This is a genomic window from Hymenobacter cavernae (assembly GCF_014641455.1).
Lineage (GTDB): Bacteria > Bacteroidota > Bacteroidia > Cytophagales > Hymenobacteraceae > Hymenobacter > Hymenobacter cavernae.
Window position 1 is genome coordinate 61503 of the sequence record NZ_BMHT01000006.1, and the last position, 15229, is coordinate 76731.

General features: G+C 56.4%; 17 protein-coding genes and 1 riboswitch. Of the genes, 12 read left to right on the forward strand and 5 right to left on the reverse strand.

All coding sequences use genetic code 11. The features are described 5' to 3' along the window. Positions 1-100: 100 nt before the first annotated feature. Entirely contained in the window at positions 101-475 is a 375-nt protein-coding gene (locus IEX74_RS16215; protein ID WP_188815070.1) for a hypothetical protein, read from the forward strand. Between the two features lie 38 nt (positions 476-513). Here the strand turns inward: IEX74_RS16215 and IEX74_RS16220 are convergent, their stop codons facing one another. Further along, positions 514-795, reverse strand: a complete 282-nt coding sequence (locus tag IEX74_RS16220) for a GNAT family N-acetyltransferase (protein ID WP_188815071.1) — start codon at positions 793-795, stop codon at positions 514-516. Between the two features lie 187 nt (positions 796-982). On the opposite strand from IEX74_RS16220, the gene IEX74_RS16225 reads away from it, so the two are divergent. Further along, complete coding sequence (locus tag IEX74_RS16225; protein WP_188815072.1) at positions 983-1456, forward strand: hypothetical protein; 474 nt, start codon at positions 983-985, stop codon at positions 1454-1456. Between the two features lie 156 nt (positions 1457-1612). On the opposite strand, the gene IEX74_RS16230 is transcribed toward IEX74_RS16225, so the two are convergent. Next, entirely contained in the window at positions 1613-3718 is a 2106-nt protein-coding gene (locus IEX74_RS16230) for a TonB-dependent receptor family protein (protein WP_188815073.1), read from the reverse strand. Positions 3719-3849: 131 nt separating this feature from the next. Here IEX74_RS16230 and IEX74_RS16235 point away from each other — a divergent pair, with 131 nt between their 5' ends. The 10 genes from IEX74_RS16235 (at position 3850) to IEX74_RS16280 (ending at position 12701) form a co-directional block, all read left to right on the forward strand. Next, entirely contained in the window at positions 3850-4134 is a 285-nt protein-coding gene (locus tag IEX74_RS16235) for a hypothetical protein (RefSeq protein WP_188815074.1), read from the forward strand. 129 nt (positions 4135-4263) lie between these two features. After that, complete coding sequence (locus IEX74_RS16240) at positions 4264-4800, forward strand: LamG-like jellyroll fold domain-containing protein (protein WP_188815075.1); 537 nt, start codon at positions 4264-4266, stop codon at positions 4798-4800. 187 nt (positions 4801-4987) lie between these two features. Continuing rightward, positions 4988-6346, forward strand: coding sequence for a dicarboxylate/amino acid:cation symporter (locus tag IEX74_RS16245; protein WP_188815076.1), 1359 nt, complete (start codon positions 4988-4990; stop codon positions 6344-6346). A 71-nt stretch (positions 6347-6417) separates the two neighbouring features. After that, positions 6418-6972: a hypothetical protein gene (locus IEX74_RS16250; RefSeq protein WP_188815077.1), complete on the forward strand. Its 555-nt coding sequence runs from the start codon at positions 6418-6420 to the stop codon at positions 6970-6972. Positions 6973-7094: 122 nt separating this feature from the next. After that, a complete protein-coding gene (locus IEX74_RS16255) occupies positions 7095-7400 on the forward strand; it encodes a sll1863 family stress response protein (RefSeq protein WP_188815078.1) in 306 nt (101 codons plus the stop codon). A 10-nt stretch (positions 7401-7410) separates the two neighbouring features. Continuing rightward, positions 7411-7725: an outer membrane protein assembly factor BamE gene (locus IEX74_RS16260; protein WP_188815079.1), complete on the forward strand. Its 315-nt coding sequence runs from the start codon at positions 7411-7413 to the stop codon at positions 7723-7725. 462 nt (positions 7726-8187) lie between these two features. Then, entirely contained in the window at positions 8188-11004 is a 2817-nt protein-coding gene (locus tag IEX74_RS16265) for a S8 family peptidase (RefSeq protein ID WP_188815080.1), read from the forward strand. 405 nt (positions 11005-11409) lie between these two features. Beyond that, entirely contained in the window at positions 11410-11658 is a 249-nt protein-coding gene (locus IEX74_RS16270; RefSeq protein WP_188815081.1) for a hypothetical protein, read from the forward strand. Between the two features lie 121 nt (positions 11659-11779). Beyond that, positions 11780-12190 carry a hypothetical protein gene (locus IEX74_RS16275; protein WP_229755333.1) on the forward strand — a complete coding sequence of 137 codons (411 nt, stop codon included), beginning with the start codon at positions 11780-11782 and terminating at the stop codon, positions 12188-12190. Positions 12191-12332: 142 nt separating this feature from the next. After that, positions 12333-12701 (forward strand): hypothetical protein, encoded by a 369-nt coding sequence (locus tag IEX74_RS16280; protein ID WP_188815082.1) that lies wholly within the window; start codon positions 12333-12335, stop codon positions 12699-12701. 59 nt (positions 12702-12760) lie between these two features. Here the strand turns inward: IEX74_RS16280 and IEX74_RS16285 are convergent, their stop codons facing one another. The 3 genes from IEX74_RS16285 to IEX74_RS16295 form a co-directional block, all read right to left on the reverse strand. Continuing rightward, complete coding sequence (locus tag IEX74_RS16285; protein WP_229755334.1) at positions 12761-14068, reverse strand: voltage-gated chloride channel family protein; 1308 nt, start codon at positions 14066-14068, stop codon at positions 12761-12763. Positions 14069-14103: 35 nt separating this feature from the next. Further along, positions 14104-14177, reverse strand: a riboswitch (Fluoride riboswitch). A gap of 59 nt (positions 14178-14236) precedes the next feature. Next, positions 14237-14677 carry a hypothetical protein gene (locus IEX74_RS16290; protein WP_188815083.1) on the reverse strand — a complete coding sequence of 147 codons (441 nt, stop codon included), beginning with the start codon at positions 14675-14677 and terminating at the stop codon, positions 14237-14239. Positions 14678-14802: 125 nt separating this feature from the next. After that, a complete protein-coding gene (locus IEX74_RS16295) occupies positions 14803-15048 on the reverse strand; it encodes a hypothetical protein (RefSeq protein ID WP_188815084.1) in 246 nt (81 codons plus the stop codon). Between the last annotated feature and the right edge of the window lie 181 nt (positions 15049-15229).

Below are 15229 nucleotides of genomic sequence, written 5' to 3' on the forward strand. Positions count from 1 at the left end.
TGCCATATTTTTTGCGCCTGATGCGGCAACGGTCGGGCGAAATTGCGTAAGAAGCAGGTGTCCGCTCTGGGCACCTGTTTTTATTTACTCCTTTCTACCCATGCAAGACTCCGAGCAAAACACCGCCCAAAATCCTGACGAGAACCCGCCACGGCGGGAAACCCAGAACCAGCCCGCCAACGCGGCTGACCCGAATGCCTTTTTTGAGGGCACGCAGGACGAGCACCGCCCCGGCGAAAACCTGTTCACGCTGCCTGAAATGCAGGAGCCACAGCCCCGCAACCCACCAAAGCCGCAGGATGCCCAGCCCGAAGCTCCGCAAGAAGTAGAGGCTCCTTCCATGCTCGACCGCGAAACCCACGGCCAGCTCCTCGATGAGCCGGCCCCGGATGGCATGTCGGGTGTGAAAGACAGCGTACTGAACCCGGTTATTGCCCAATCTAGTAACCTCGACGACAACAACCGCGGCCAGTAACCTAGGTTAGCTATAGAAGAACCTTCTGTGAATCGCCACTACGCGAGTATATCCTGATACTCAGCGTGGTGGCGCTTTACGTAAGCAGCCATAAACTCGCAGCTCGTTTGCACACGTAGCTGATTTTCGCGGGCGAAGGTCAGTCCGGCTTCGGCCAGCGCCTCACCGATACCCTGGCCGCGCAGGTTTTCATCCACGTAGGTGTGCACGAAATCGATTAGGTCGCTGGTGGGCTGGCTGTAGGCTAGCTCTGACTCGTAGCCGTCGAGCGTGGCGTAGAAAGTTTGCTCGGATTTACTGTGTCGGATAGTAGGTTTCATGTAGTAGAGAAGTTTGCTAGCAGGATATGCAGTTCTGGTGTCCGCAAATGGATTTGCAGCAGCATACGCACCCGCTTTGAAAATGGCCAATGTTTTTTGGAACACCTGGCATAGCCGAAGCTAGCTGCCTTTGCGTAGAAAGAACGCCCGCCGGCACTTTTGCTTTTCTCACCTACTCCGAAACACGATGGAAACCAACGAAAATTCTTCTAAGTCTGATAAGTCGTCTGATTTTGATTTTAGCACTGGCGCCGAAAACCTTAAGGTTGGGCGCGACCTAGGTAAGCAGGACGGTGATGCTGGAGAAGGGCAGCATCCGCATGTCGCCGGGCAGGATGCGGTTCCAAACACGGCTAGCGACACGCCTCACTACGGCACCTTTGGCGTACCTTCTGACCAAGGCGAGGTGCTAGGCAGCGCCGGAAATAACCCACATGGCGCCGCCGCTCCCTCTACCACCGACCCTGATCAGCGGGGCAGCGTGCCGCAAAACCAAGACAACGCCGACGTGCTCGACCATATCGACGACAGCTACAACGCCCAGCGCGAATCGTACCGCCGCGATGACCCACGCTATGGTGGTGGCACCAGAAACTGGCCCACTAACGAGCCTGCCAATCGCACTACCGAAGGCCCTGACCCAAACGAGGATAATATTTAGTGTCTGAACCCCGGATTCCACGGATTTTGTGGGCTATTGATAACCTATTGGGTCAACAGAAAAGCCTTTCCGCAAGCGGAAAGGCTTTTCTGTTTTAGGCTAGAAACAAAGCGGAAGCGAATCGGAACCGTCCACAAAATCCGTGGAATCCGGGGTTCAGATTTTCCAGCCCAGGGTCACACCACCATAGTAATTGCGGCCGGGCGCGGGCTGGAAGTACCGCCTACCAAAGGCATTCAGGTCGTTGCCGAGGCTGTAGCGCCGGCCTAGTGCATTCTCAATACCGGCGTAAATGTCGGTTTCTAAGTGGCTGAGCAGGGTGCGGCGCCAGCCTGCGCGCGTGCCAAAGGTCCAGTAGCCGGTGGCATAGTCGGTGTTAGCATCGTTGAGCGGAATGCGCGCCTGATGGCTGACGGTTGGGTTCAGGTAAAAACCTAACCGATGGCTCGCATCGAGGCCAGCGGTCAGGGTTTGCGGGGCGGTGCCGGTCAGGCGCTTACCGCTGTTGTCCTGGTCATTGTTTTGGTAGCTACCGAAGCGGAAGTGGTTATAAGCAAAGCTAGCCCACGCTCGCAAGCCGTACTGCGTCGGGACTTGGCCAGGGTCAGCAGACGTACCTAGGTTTTGCCGCCACAGCCAGCCGCTCACGGCTGCTTCTATGCCCCGCTGTCGGGTGTTGCCGGAGTTGAAAAACACACTTGTGCCGGCATCGGTGGTTCGTGTGACGATGGTTTGCCGCAAGCGGAAATCAAACAAAGCTAGGTCGAACGTGAGGCGGTTGTTGAAGGCCGTGCCCTTGGCACCTAGCTCGTAGCTGGTGCCGCGTTCGGCCTGCAAAGCCCGGTTCAGGCTGCCGTCGGAAGGTCGGATTTCTTCGTCGGTAGGGGGCGAAAAGCCGCTGCTGACACTGGCGTAGGCCGAAATACGCGGTGTCAGCTCCTTGAGCAGCGCTAGCCGCGGCGACACCTGCGGCTGGAAGTCGCGCTCAAACTGGTAGTTGTTGGGCTGCTTAGCCGCATCCGAAATGCGCGCAATGCGGTAGCGCTGGCGGTTGTAGCTGGCCGCTGCGGTAGCCAGAAAGCCGGCCGGCAATTCTAGCTCCGCTTGCCCAAACACGAACCCCGCCGCCGTCCGGATTTCGTCGTCGTAGCGCAACGCGGCGGGCGTGCCACCTAGGTTCTGGTAGTTGCGCGAATCCTCGAAGCTATTCTGTAGCTCAGCGCCGGCGCTCAGGCGCAGCACGCGTCCGGCTATGGCGGTGCGGTAGTTGAAGCTGGAGCGTCCGCCCCAACCAACTCCCGTATTTCGCTCAAAATCGACCAGATATGGCGTTTTAATAGTTATAGCCGACGTGTAGAGCGTCGTTTTGTTGGAGAAACGGTCGGAGAAACGATATTCCTGACTTACACCCAGCAAGGCGGTTCGCGAGGCATAGGAGGCTTTCTGCGCAACCGTACCCGGCGCCGTAGCCGTGCCCGGCCGGGCCTGCCGTGGGTTCTGCTCGTATTGGGCCCGTGTGAGGCCGCCCGGCAGCTGGTAGTCGATATCGGTATACAGCCCGTGTACGGCGATGGTGCGCTTCTCGGAAGGCGTAAACTCGCCATCCAACGCAAATACGTCGCGGCGCAGAGCGCTTTGCTCCCGGTAGCCATCCACGGATTGACGCACATACTGCACCCGCAGCGAGCTGGTGGCAGTGCCACTTTCGGCTACTACGGAGTAGCGCTGCAACCCAAAGCTCCCGGCCGTGAAACCCACCTGGGCCCTGGCCTCACCTGGTGCAGGCTTGCGGTTACTGAACAAGATGACGCCGCCCGTACCAGCGCCGTACACGCTGCCGGCCGGTCCTTTTATCACCTCAATCCGCCCGATGATGGCCGGATCGAGCAAGTTAAGTTGCGTAGTGCCAGCTGCTTCCGTAAATGGAATATCGTTGTAGTACACCTTCACGTTGCGCACGCCAAAGGGCGAACGAAGCGTGCTGCCCCGCACGCTGATGCGGTAGCTCGCCGTGGCTCGTTCTTCCAGTCGCACGCCAGGCAGCGTGTTTACGGCTTGGGTGAGCGAGGTTTGGTTGAAACGGCCAATGGTAGCGGCATCGACTACGCCGATGGCGGCGGCCGTGCGGCGCAACGGCAGGCGGGTGCCGTAGCCGGTCACCACGGTTTCGGGCAGCCGCACGGTGCGCGTGGTGTCGGGCGCGGGCGTCTGGGCAAAGGCGGTAATCGGCAGCAGAAGCAGCAGATAGTAGTGTTGGGGCATCAAGCAGGAAACAAAGTATGTTCTGCCCAACGGGAAGCCAGCTGATTTGTTCGTATTCTGTGCGTGTTCTGGTTCCACCCCCGACCTGCACTCGTTTTCGTTACCTTGTTATAATCTAGCTTTTCACTCCAATGAAACAATATCTCACCCCGCAGGTGCTAGCCGCTCTCCAGCAGCTCCCAACTTCCGACGCCCCTGCTCCTACTACCCTGGCCACCACGCTCGACGAGCTACGCCAGCGCGCCGTCGCCCTCGACGACAAGTTCACGGACCTTTCACTGGATGAAATCGAAGCTCAGCTGCAAAGCATCTTCGACGATGATACCTGGACGCAACAGCACCTTTCCGCCGTGCCGGAGCAGGTAGCGCACCGCTACACGTATGTGTATGTGAATCAGTCGCTGCTTGGAGAATAAAGCTAGGTTTAGCTGTCGTGGCGAAGCGCTCTGTAGATATTTCTGCCACTTAACCTAGCATCCGTGTGGAAAATGGCACGGCTGGGCATCACCTAGCTGTACAGGTCCAAACTCACTACTTCCACACGTATGTACTTTCCTCGTCGTTATCGTCGCAAGCTGCTGTTTCCGCCGGGACTGCTGGCGCTGGGGTTTCTGTTGCTGCTCGGGTGTATGCAGATTGCTAGAAATAAAAAGCTTCAAACTCAGCATGTTTTAAAGCTCACTATCATGCCACGCTGTGATGGATCCCCCTCTTTCTTTGATGATGGCTCTGCTTCTCGCTGGTGCTACACGCAACAAGAAATTGAAGCACTGAGGATTTGGCATGACTACACCTTTACTAATCACGCTTTTTCCAACCGGTGGACAATTCAAGCGGCTCAACAATCCCTGTATAGACTTCGAAAATATCCTAACTCTGTTAACGGCATCAGATTTCGCTTCTACTCGGGTGCATCATACAGTGATGTAGTCAGGGTCTTGGATATGTTAACAAGAAATAACTGGCATCAATACGCTGTTGATAATCGTGGTAAAACACTTACTATTTACGTCCTTACGGAGGAACCTGAATCCGAATACAGTCCTAAATACATTGATAATTGTCTTCCTAACTTCTTGTAAACTGTGGTCATCCACTTTGGCGTAGCTCTCTCTACCTGCTCCTGCTCCTAGCCCTAATTTCCATCTGGAAAATCGCGAAGCCCGCAACCTAGCTTTCGCCGTACGCATCTTTAGAACCGCAGCCGCAAACCTGCGTTACGAGCCGACTAGGGCTACCTAGGTCGGCTTCGTCCTTTTTACCAGCAGCATGAAAAAACTCACTTCCAACCTCACCTTTCAAGTCCTCACGGCTATTGCCCTCGGTATTGTCGTCGGGTCGCTGTTTCCCGGCTTCGGGGCGGCGCTGAAACCGGTGGGCGACACGTTCATCAACCTCATCAAAATGCTCATTGCGCCCATCATCTTCCTGACGGTGGTGCTCGGCATTGGCAGCATGGGCGACATGAAAAAGGTGGGCCGCGTGGGTGGCAAGGCGCTGCTGTACTTCGAAATCGTGACAACCCTAGCCCTGGCAATCGGTGTAACGGCGGCGAACCTAGCCAAGCCCGGCCACGGCATCGATGCCCGCGCTTCGGTAGCGAGCCAAGGGGCGGCGCAAGCAGCCGAAGCCGCGAAGTACACCACGCAAGCCACCTCGGGCGGCATGGATTGGGTGGGGTTCATTACCCACATTGTGCCGCACAACGTGGTGGGCGCTTTTGCGGAGGGTGAAGTGCTGCAAGTGCTGCTGTTCGCGGTGCTGTTTGGTGTGGCTGTCAGCCGCTTACCCTCCAACTACAGTCAGCCGCTCATGCAGACCTTCGACCGGCTTTCGCACGCTATGTTCGGGGTGCTGGCCATCGTCATGAAGCTAGCTCCGCTGGGGGCGTTCGGCGGTATGGCTTTCACGATTGGCAAATACGGTATTGCCACGCTGCTGCCGCTGGCTAAGCTCATGCTGGTAGTTTATCTAACCATGTTCCTGTTCATTTTCGTGGTGCTGAACCTGATTATGCGGTTTTACGGGCTGAGTTTGTGGCGCTACCTAGGTTTTATCAAGGAGGAAATTCTGCTGGTGCTCGGCACTTCGTCGTCGGAGTCGGCCTTGCCGCGCATGATCGACAAGCTGGAGCGCCTGGGCTGCTCGCGCTCCGTCGCGGGCTTGGTCATTCCGACGGGCTATTCCTTCAACCTCGATGGCACTTCCATTTACCTGTCGATTGCGGTTATTTTTCTGGCGCAGGCTTTTGACATCTCGCTGTCGTTGGGGCAGGAATTGTCGCTCATTGGTATTCTGATGCTCACCTCGAAAGGCGCGGCGGGCGTGACGGGTTCGGGCTTTATCGTGCTGGCTTCTACCCTGGCGGCTACCAAAGTCATTCCCGTAGAAGGCGTGGCGCTGCTGCTCGGCGTTGATCGGTTTATGTCGGAAGCACGGGCCATCACCAACGTCATCGGCAATGGCGTGGCTACTTTGGTTATTGCCAAGAGCGAGAATGAGTTCGACGAGGCGCGGCACCAACTGGCCCTGCAAGGCATGGCCGTACCCGCCGAACAGCTGGCCGAAACACCCACCCCTAAATCGAAAGCCGCTTTGCAGGAATATCAGTTTCCGCAGGAGAAATAAACCTACCTTTTGTGTTTGGGTGTTGTTGCCGCACGTTTCTACCACTCAGCGTAGCACAACCTTAGCTTATCATGCCCACGCTCTCCCCCGACCTCCGCAAAGCCCTGCTCAACCTGCCCCAGAAAGAAAAAGACCAACTGCTCACCCGCCTCGTCAGCCAGGATGCCGTGCTGACCGAGCAGCTAGCCTACCGCCTGCTAGAAGGCCCCGACGCCCTTGAAGACCGCCGCCAGGCATTGCGCACGCAGATTGACGACCCGGTGCGCGGCTTTCACCAAACTCCTAATGATCTGCTGGTTATTGTGCGGCAGCTGCAAGCCCGTATCGGCTACCACGCCAGAATCACGGGCGATACGCTCGGCGAAGTGGAACTGACAGTGCGGCTGCTTAGTCGCGTGTTTGAGCATCAGCCCGCCTGCGTAGCGCGCCTGCACGGCCCCACACAGCCGTTGCTTCAGCACCTAGCCAAGCGTACCCACGACGTTCTGCGCCAAGCCGATAAGCTCCACCCCGATTACCACATAGAGCTAGCTCCGCCGGTGAACGAACTGCTAGAACGCTTGTGGCAATCGGCAGTGGCACCGCTGGCCCGTGAGCTAGGTGTGCCGCGCCAATGGGGCGTCTGAAAGCGCTATTCTGCTGGGTGGCGGCATCCTTTAGCCTGCAAAATCAGTACAAACAGCTAGACTGATTTTCCGCCTGTTGGCGCCGGCCTTTTGCCGCCGGTACCAACCTAGCTATATCCGCCATGACCTACACTCCGCACCCCGAACACATGCGTGCGCCGCAACTCAACGAGCACGAGCTTCACCAAGCCCTCGAAGAGCTAACGGCCAAAATCAAGATTCTCCAAAATCGCGCCCATACTACTACCGCGCATTCCGAAGCCACGTACCACGAGCACATTGCGGCCCTGGAAGTGAAACGCGCCAAGCTAGCTCAGCAGCTCGGGTCGGTGCAGGAAATAAAGACATCCTCGTCTGAGCCGAGCACCTGGGATGAAATCCGCCGAGGCATCGACAACCTGCGCAAGGACCTGCAAAACCTGTTCTAACCCCTGGTTTATGAAAAATTATATTCTCTCGGTTGCCATTGCAGCCAGCTGCTTTTTGGCGGGCTGCACAGCGCAAGAAAGCTACAAGAATGCCGAGGCTTGCGCGAAGGTCCAAATCGGGATGACCCAGGAACAGGTGCGCCACCTCATGGGCGAGCCCACCGGTCAGGACGACAAAAGCGGCAACGGTACCACTTGGTCGTATCTCTTCGGCAGTGCCACCGACACAACGCCTATTCGCATCGAGTTTGGGGCTGATGGCAAAGTGCAGGCAAAATCTTGTGCCCCTGAAGCTTCCGGCAAGGAGCGTCCTACCGGCAACTAACACATTTATAGCTGTCCATTCAAAAGCCCCAATGCCCTCCGGCGTTGGGGCTTTTTCGTGCCCACTACCTTCTCAGCTTCGCCCACACGTCCGTACAAACCTAGGTTCTCATCACACCCAACATCTTTAACCCTAGGGCTAGATTGCTTGCATCACCTTGCTCTTTATCAGCTTCTTAATTATGGACAACTGGCTGCAAGTTGCTAATTCTACGATTGAGCAAAATCTCTTTCATTCTGGGATAGTCCTATTTAATGTAAGCCAAAGCTCTCTTAAGAACATTCAATAACTTAGATATTAACCAAGATTACTCTTATAACTTTACCTATAAACAAGCATAATTGTGTAGAACACAGGCAAACTTGTAGGAAAGTAGGAGAATTGAATAAAATCAGGCAGACGGCACGAAAAATGTCTTCTTAAGCTCCTGAAACTGTATTCCTCCTATTCTTCCGCTCGTTTATGAAAGAATTTCTACGCACCCTTTTATTAGTACTATTCCTTTCTACCGACACTATCAGCAGCTTATGCGCCCAATCAACACCGGTTGCTCAACCGGGTAAGCTGGTCCTAAAACTCAAGTCTGAATTCCGCAGCCAGGCTGGCGCTACGCAGCCGAACGTTCCGGTGCTCACCAGCGTGCTGGAGCAGCTAGGTGCGACGAATCTTCGCCTCAAGTTTCCGCACTCATTGCTCCCCGACCCCGACCGCCATGGTGCCGTCAATCTTCAGCTGGTGTATCAGGTTGACCTAGCACCCGATTTCTCGCTGGAAAAAGCCTGCCGCGCCCTCATGCAAACCGGCGCCCTGGAATACGCCGAGCCGCTTTACCGCCGTCCGCTGCTCTCCCAGCCCAACGACCCACTGGCCGACTCGGTAGCGGGCCAGCAATACTACCTGAAAAACATCAAGGCCTACCGCGCCTGGGACGTGACCAAAGGCGATACTTCCATCGTTATCGGCATCGTTGATACGGGCACGCGCCTGCTGCACGAAGATTTGAAAGAGCAGATCAAGCACAACTACGCCGACCCCATCGACGGCATCGACAATGACCACGATGGCTACGTCGACAACTTCAACGGCTGGGACTTAGCCGATCATGACAACGACCCCACCTCCGACCCGCTAACCAACGAGAAGGTGCACGGCATTTTAGTAACGGGCGTTGCCGCTGCCCGCGCCGACAATGGCCTTGGTGTAGCCGGTGTGGGCTTTCGCTGCAAGTACTTGCCTATCAAGGCTTATCCCAGCACTTACGCCGGCGACTTCGCGGGTTTTGAAGGAGTAGTGTACGCTGCTGATCACGGCTGCCAGATTATTAACCTATCCTGGGGCGGCGAGGGCGGCCGCTCGCAGTTCGAGCAGGATGTTATTAACTACGCTGCCGTCAACCGCGATGCAGTGGTGGTAGCAGCAGCGGGCAACACCAATGCCGAGCTGGACTTTTACCCGGCCAGCTACGACCACGTTATTTCGGTAGCTTCCCTGACGACCCGCGATGTAAAAGGTGGCGCCGCTACCTACAGCTACAAAGTTTCGGTATCAGCGCCCGGCCAGAATATCTGGACTACGTTTGGCGACTATCTCAATGATTATATTGGTGTTGGCGGCTCGTCGTTTGCGGCTCCGCAGGTAGCGGCCGTGGCTGCCTTGGTAAGGACCCGCTTTCCGCAGTACACTGCCGATCAGGTAGCGGCCCAGTTGCGCCAAACGGCTGACAATATCTACGGCTTGGCCGATAATAGTGCTTACGTTGGCAAGCTAGGTACCGGTCGCATCAATGCCTACCGCGCCGTTACTCAAACCGACCGACGCGAAATCCGCGTGATAAGCAGCAAGTTTACGCCTTCGCGCGAGGTATTCCTGGCCGGTGATGCGATGAGCATTATCACGGAGGTGCAGAACATGCTGCTGCCCGTTGATCAACTTAAAATAACGCTTACGTCGCTTTCCCCTTACGTAACCGTTCGCCAAAATACCTGCGTAGTAGGTTCGCTGGCCACGCTGGAACACGTCACGAACGAAGATGCACCATTCCAGGTATCCGTCGACGCCGCAGTACCGGTTAATACGAAGGCCATCCTCAAATACCACTTTGCGGCCCATGGCTACGAGAGCGACCAGTTTATCACGCTGCTGCTCAACCCCGGCTACGTCCTGCTCGACGCCGGCGACCTGCGCCTCACGCTTACCAGCCGCGGCAACATCGGCTACGATGGCCTGGGGTCTTACCTGGGTGAGAGCATCACCTACAAAAATAGCGGCCTGCTGCTGGCCGAAGGCGGCCTGATGGTGGCAACCAGCCCCACCCGCACTTCCGACCGCGTCCGCGAAACACCCTACAACAGCCGCACCGACTTCTCGTCCCTCAACCAGCTTGCTATGAATGCCGTTCCGCTGCGGGCCACTCAGGAAGCTTCCGGCACCTTCCGCGATGCGGCCCCCAGCGCCCAGCAGAAGAACAGCGTAGGCCTGCGCATCAACCAGCACGCGTATGCATGGTCGAATGCCGGGCAGCGCAACTACGTGGTGGTGGAGTACACGATGACTAACGTGACTGCTGACACGCTGCGCCCCCTCTACGCGGGCCTGTTTATGGACTGGGACCTGCCGCTTACGGTTACCCGCAACGCCGCCGACTGGGATGCTAGCCGTTCGCTGGGCTACGTGTACTCGCCGGTTGCTACCAGCATCTACACGGGCGTGAAAGTGCTGCGTGGCGGCACGCCAACGGTCTATTCAATTGATAATAATGGCTCGGCGGCTTCGCCGATCTACATGCGCGATGGCCTCAGCCGCGCAGAGAAGTTCCTGTCGCTGAGCAGCGGTACCAGCAAGCCCACGGCGGGCTTGCCCAACGGCACCGACGTATCGCAGGTAGTAGGCGCAGCCATCAAGACCCTGGCGCCCGGCGACTCCGTTACGGTGGCCTTTGCCGTACTCGGCGCCGCTTCGCTGGCCGAACTGCAAACTGCGGCTACGTCGGCTCAGCTCAACTACAATGCAACGGTGCTACCAACGCGCCAAGCTACTGCTACTACCGAGTGGCAGGTGTATCCAAATCCTACGGCCGGTAAGGTGCGCGTCGAAGTTCCGCAGGCCTTTGTTGGGCAACAGCTGCGCCTGCTGAACTCACTTGGCCAGTGCATCCATCAGCAGCCCGTACGCAGCACCGCCACCGACCTCGACCTAGGTAGCTACACGGCGGGCATGTACGTCATTCAGGTGCAAAGCCCAACTAACACGCTTACTCGCCGCGTTCTGGTACAGCCGTAACCACACGGCCCAACCTAGCTTAAGGCCCCTCGCTCACAGAATAACCTACTGTGAACGAGGGGCCTTTCGTTTGTGCTTGCAACTAGCATCTAAAGTCTCGATCAATCATCAGCTATTACAACTATCTGGTTTTTACAACACTTCCAAGCATTAGATTATTGTCTACTAACTGGTTACGGGCAGTTCAAAACAAGCACTACTAAAAAAAATAGCATAGCTAATAATTATAGCGCTATAAAAAGTATGCTTGCATAATAAATCTATGCTATATAGCCCTCATTACTTAGACATTAGTTAAAATCGTATTAAAAAAGTTCCTGAACCTAAGCATCATAGACGTGCGGTATCTTACAAATATAATTGGCTAACATTTTTAGTTTTCATCAGGCATTCGTATCTTTGCATATGTCGAAAGTAAAGCTTCCTACTCCGCTTCCCGTGCAGCAATATGCCCGCTGCGTGAATGCTAGCCGCCGTCCTGCCGACTATATCGGTGATTGGCCGGTTGCTGGCAAAGTGTACCCTGTGCGCGTGATGACCAACGCCCGCACCGGCGAGCCACAGATTCACGTACTGGGTTTTTACGCTGAGCGTCCTTACGGTGCTTTCGCCCCCCACCGCTTCGAGTCGGTGGCTGAGGTGTGGCTGAATTAACTGCTGCTTCGTTTTTCAGGTAAACCCTCCTATCCCGGCGCTTCCGCTTACCACGCGGAGGTAGCCGGGTTTCTTTTTTACTAGCCTTTTTGCTGAGTAGATTTGGCTTTCCGCTTTTCGCATGAAACCAACCTCCGAAGAAGTTTACAGCATCCCGGCCGAGTACCGGAAGATGGAGAATATGCACATCCTGTTCTGGCTGGTGAAAGACATTAGCTGGTGCATGGTGTGGAAACCGCTGGGCCTGCTGATGATTCTGCCCACGCTCGGCATTGCCGTTATCATCTGTTGGCGCACGCGCAGCCTCAAGTCGGAGCTGGCGCACAACCTAGCTATTGTGTTCTGGATTGCGGCCAACTCCTACTGGATGATCAGCGAGTTTGTTGGTTTCGATACCGTTCTGATTGCTCATACCATCGAAGGCAAGCATCTGGCTATCATCCCCTTCCTGATTGGCCTGCTGATTCTGGCTTATTATTACTTGGTGCAAAAACCCAGGGAAAACAGGCAGGGGCAGGTAGCTACGCTTTGAGACCTGCGGCAACAAACCCCCTGCTGGTATTTTCTAAGTACCGAATTGATGCGCTCCGCTCCGCTGAGGCCGCATAGTAGCCAAAACAGGAGCAAGCACGTATACTCAACAGTTACCCTACTTTCTCCTTATTCGCTTCTCCATGGAAAATACGCCCCAACCAACGCCTCAGGGCACTCCTGCCACGCCAAACTATGGTGAGTTTGGTAATCCAGAGAATGCCGGCCAACCTAGGTCTGCGCAGGCATCCAACGACGGCTCAAACGACAACCCCGACGAGTTCAGCGAGTTCCGCAAGAAGCGCCCGAACGCCACTGAAGACTACGGCCAGGTGAGCCGGCAAGCCGACCCAGCGGGGCAGCGTGGTCACGTCGAGCAGAACCAAGATCCGGAGGCGGTGGCGGCAGCCCAAAACAGCGACGAAAGCACCCGCCGCGCTGCTTATGCGGCCGATGATCCGCGCTATGGTAGCGGTACTTCTTCTACCTGGAAAGAGGAAGATGCGAGCTAGGTTGCTTGTGTAAACAAAACTTTCTTCAGGCCGAACGGAGGCTCCGTTCGGCCTTTATTTTATAAATCTCCCAGCCGCTTGCCCTGCTGCCGCCCAAAACGCGGGTGCTTGGCTTGCCCAATAACCTGTGCCGAGTAAATACCGCCGTGTCCGGAGAACAGGTAAGCCACGACGCAGGCCAAACCTAGGTACACGCCTGCCTGCACGCCAAACAGCTCTAAGCCCATCAGCGTGCATGCCAGAGGCGTGTTGGCCGCGCCCGCAAATACGCCCACGAAGCCCATGCCGGCCAGCAAGGCCACTGGCAACGGCACCACCACCGACAAGGCGCTGCCTAGCGCCGCCCCGATGAAAAACAGCGGCGTCACCTCGCCGCCTTTGAAGCCGCAACCCAAGGTAAGCGCCGTCAGCAAAAGCTTCCAGGCAAAGTCCGCGGGGCCGAGCGGCGTATGAAAGGCTTCTACAATAACGGGCACGCCCAGCCCGATGTAGCGCGTGGTACCTAGCCCCCACACGAATGCAACTACCAACACACCACCAATTACCGGCCGTAGCGGCGGGTAGCCGATGCGCCCAAATCGTTTACTGATCCAGTGCGTGAGCGTTGCGAAGCTACGGGCCACCAACCCGAATAAAATTCCTACGATCAGGGTACAAATCAGGGCCAGCGGCGTGATGGAGAAAGCTTCAAGCTGCGGGTAATGCGTGTGTCCCACGCCCCAGGCACGGGTCACGTAGTCGGCGCTGATGGCGGCCAGGAAGCTAGGTAGAATGGCATCGTAGCGGACAGAACCTAGCAGGAACACTTCCAGCCCAAAGACAGCCCCAGCCAGTGGGGTTCCAAAAACCGAAGCAAAGCCCGCGCTCATGCCCGCAATCAGCAGCAGGCGCCGGTCGCGGGGGCGCAGTCGGAAAAGGTGAGTGAGCTGATCGGCCAAGGCGCCGCCCATTTGCACTGCGGTGCCTTCGCGCCCGGCCGAGCCGCCAAACAGATGAGTGAGCAGCGTGCCCCCGAGTACCAGCGGCACCAGCCGTAGCGGTATCAGGCCTTGCGGGGCATGAATTTCATCCAGAATCAGGTTGTTGCCGCGCACCACCCGGCTGCCGAAGTAGTGGTAAGCCAACCCAATCACAAAGCCTGCTGCGGGTAGCAGGCCAATTACCCACAGGTGCAGCTCCCGCCAGCGCGTTACCCAATCCAGCGAGACCAGAAAAACAGCGGACGCAGTACCCGCTAATGTTCCGATCAGGAGGCTAAGCAGCACCCAACGGCTCAAAAACAGCAAATGCGAGGTAATAGCCAGCGCCCGCAAAGGTGCAGGCAGCCAACGAAAGGAGAGAATACGACCGACCATGAAAGCGAGCATCAGGATGAACTACCCGGCCGACCCGCGTGGCCGCCCGTTGCGTAGGAATCATCAGCGCGGAGCAGTTGGATCCGGCGGCTCGCGGTGGCAATCCATCACCGTATGCGGTAAAGGTACGAAGGCAGCGCAATGAAGCGGCGGCAGCGTACGACAACGCTACTACCAAACCTAGGGCTGCTGCTCCAGCCACGCTATAGCAGCAGCCTCGTCCGCAAAAAGGCAGTACGTAATCGGATACGCATTAAACTCACACAGGAAAGCAGCCGTTTCCAGCCGCACCAGCACATTCTGCGGAGCTACAATTGCCCCGTAGCGCAAGCCCGCCCGTGTGGCCCGCGGCAGCCTGTCGAGCAGTATCCATGCTTGGTTTTCGGCGGCAAACAGCGGCAGCACCCGCTGATCACCTAACAGCTTATGCCACTGATAGTGTTGCAGTTGCACAAGCGCCTGATCCAACAGCTGCTGCCACACCGGCGCCGAGGTTGGATACCCGGCCCAGCCCAAACGAACATAGCCCTGTTTGGGCATAAGCATTATTGAACCGGCCGCATTGTTAAATACATACGACGGCTCTGGTGCAGCAGTGATGGAAGTAAATGCTACAGCCATAAGCAAGAGGAGCAAGAAAACAGGTCTGTATTGGGCGGTGTGCCTCTATACGTATACGCATCACCCATTCCTGCGGCTGAGTAGCCGCCGCAGAAATACCGCAACAACCTAGCTCACCTAGCTACCTAGCTCTCCGGCACTTCACTGGCCGTCCACCCGGCTGTGGACAGCATCGTGAGCAGGTGCCGACCGTGGCTCACGTTTCCTCCTACCAACCCTTGCGGTCCTTCGATCAGGATGCCCCGCCCCGCGCTATTATGCCGCACCCGAATGCACCCTTGTACGGTATTCTGCCAATAGGCATGAGGAACAGTATCCGGCTGAAATCCCAGCAACTGCAAAAAATTCTCAACTTGGGAACAGGTCATCATCACAGAGGAAAACAGGCGTGAGCAAATAGGTAGGGCGAATACAAAAATATAAAACTATAATTTAAATATATAAATTTTTATATTATTATTTCTTTACAAGCCGCTCCCAAGCTTTGTAGCCAAGTCCTCTTATCCCAATTTGAGAATACACGCCTGTCCTGAATGAGAAATCTGCACGGGA

What these genes read in the sequence shown, in the direction of transcription:
- IEX74_RS16215 (WP_188815070.1), top strand. Translation starts at nt 101, where the DNA reads ATGCAAGACTCCGAGCAAAACACCGCCCAAAATCCTGACGAGAACCCG.
- IEX74_RS16220 (WP_188815071.1), bottom strand. Translation starts at nt 795, where the DNA reads ATGAAACCTACTATCCGACACAGTAAATCCGAGCAAACTTTCTACGCC.
- IEX74_RS16225 (WP_188815072.1), top strand. Translation starts at nt 983, where the DNA reads ATGGAAACCAACGAAAATTCTTCTAAGTCTGATAAGTCGTCTGATTTT.
- IEX74_RS16230 (WP_188815073.1), bottom strand. Translation starts at nt 3,718, where the DNA reads ATGCCCCAACACTACTATCTGCTGCTTCTGCTGCCGATTACCGCCTTT.
- IEX74_RS16235 (WP_188815074.1), top strand. Translation starts at nt 3,850, where the DNA reads ATGAAACAATATCTCACCCCGCAGGTGCTAGCCGCTCTCCAGCAGCTC.
- IEX74_RS16240 (WP_188815075.1), top strand. Translation starts at nt 4,264, where the DNA reads ATGTACTTTCCTCGTCGTTATCGTCGCAAGCTGCTGTTTCCGCCGGGA.
- IEX74_RS16245 (WP_188815076.1), top strand. Translation starts at nt 4,988, where the DNA reads ATGAAAAAACTCACTTCCAACCTCACCTTTCAAGTCCTCACGGCTATT.
- IEX74_RS16250 (WP_188815077.1), top strand. Translation starts at nt 6,418, where the DNA reads ATGCCCACGCTCTCCCCCGACCTCCGCAAAGCCCTGCTCAACCTGCCC.
- IEX74_RS16255 (WP_188815078.1), top strand. Translation starts at nt 7,095, where the DNA reads ATGACCTACACTCCGCACCCCGAACACATGCGTGCGCCGCAACTCAAC.
- IEX74_RS16260 (WP_188815079.1), top strand. Translation starts at nt 7,411, where the DNA reads ATGAAAAATTATATTCTCTCGGTTGCCATTGCAGCCAGCTGCTTTTTG.
- IEX74_RS16265 (WP_188815080.1), top strand. Translation starts at nt 8,188, where the DNA reads ATGAAAGAATTTCTACGCACCCTTTTATTAGTACTATTCCTTTCTACC.
- IEX74_RS16270 (WP_188815081.1), top strand. Translation starts at nt 11,410, where the DNA reads ATGTCGAAAGTAAAGCTTCCTACTCCGCTTCCCGTGCAGCAATATGCC.
- IEX74_RS16275 (WP_229755333.1), top strand. Translation starts at nt 11,780, where the DNA reads ATGAAACCAACCTCCGAAGAAGTTTACAGCATCCCGGCCGAGTACCGG.
- IEX74_RS16280 (WP_188815082.1), top strand. Translation starts at nt 12,333, where the DNA reads ATGGAAAATACGCCCCAACCAACGCCTCAGGGCACTCCTGCCACGCCA.
- IEX74_RS16285 (WP_229755334.1), bottom strand. Translation starts at nt 14,068, where the DNA reads ATGCTCGCTTTCATGGTCGGTCGTATTCTCTCCTTTCGTTGGCTGCCT.
- IEX74_RS16290 (WP_188815083.1), bottom strand. Translation starts at nt 14,677, where the DNA reads ATGGCTGTAGCATTTACTTCCATCACTGCTGCACCAGAGCCGTCGTAT.
- IEX74_RS16295 (WP_188815084.1), bottom strand. Translation starts at nt 15,048, where the DNA reads ATGATGACCTGTTCCCAAGTTGAGAATTTTTTGCAGTTGCTGGGATTT.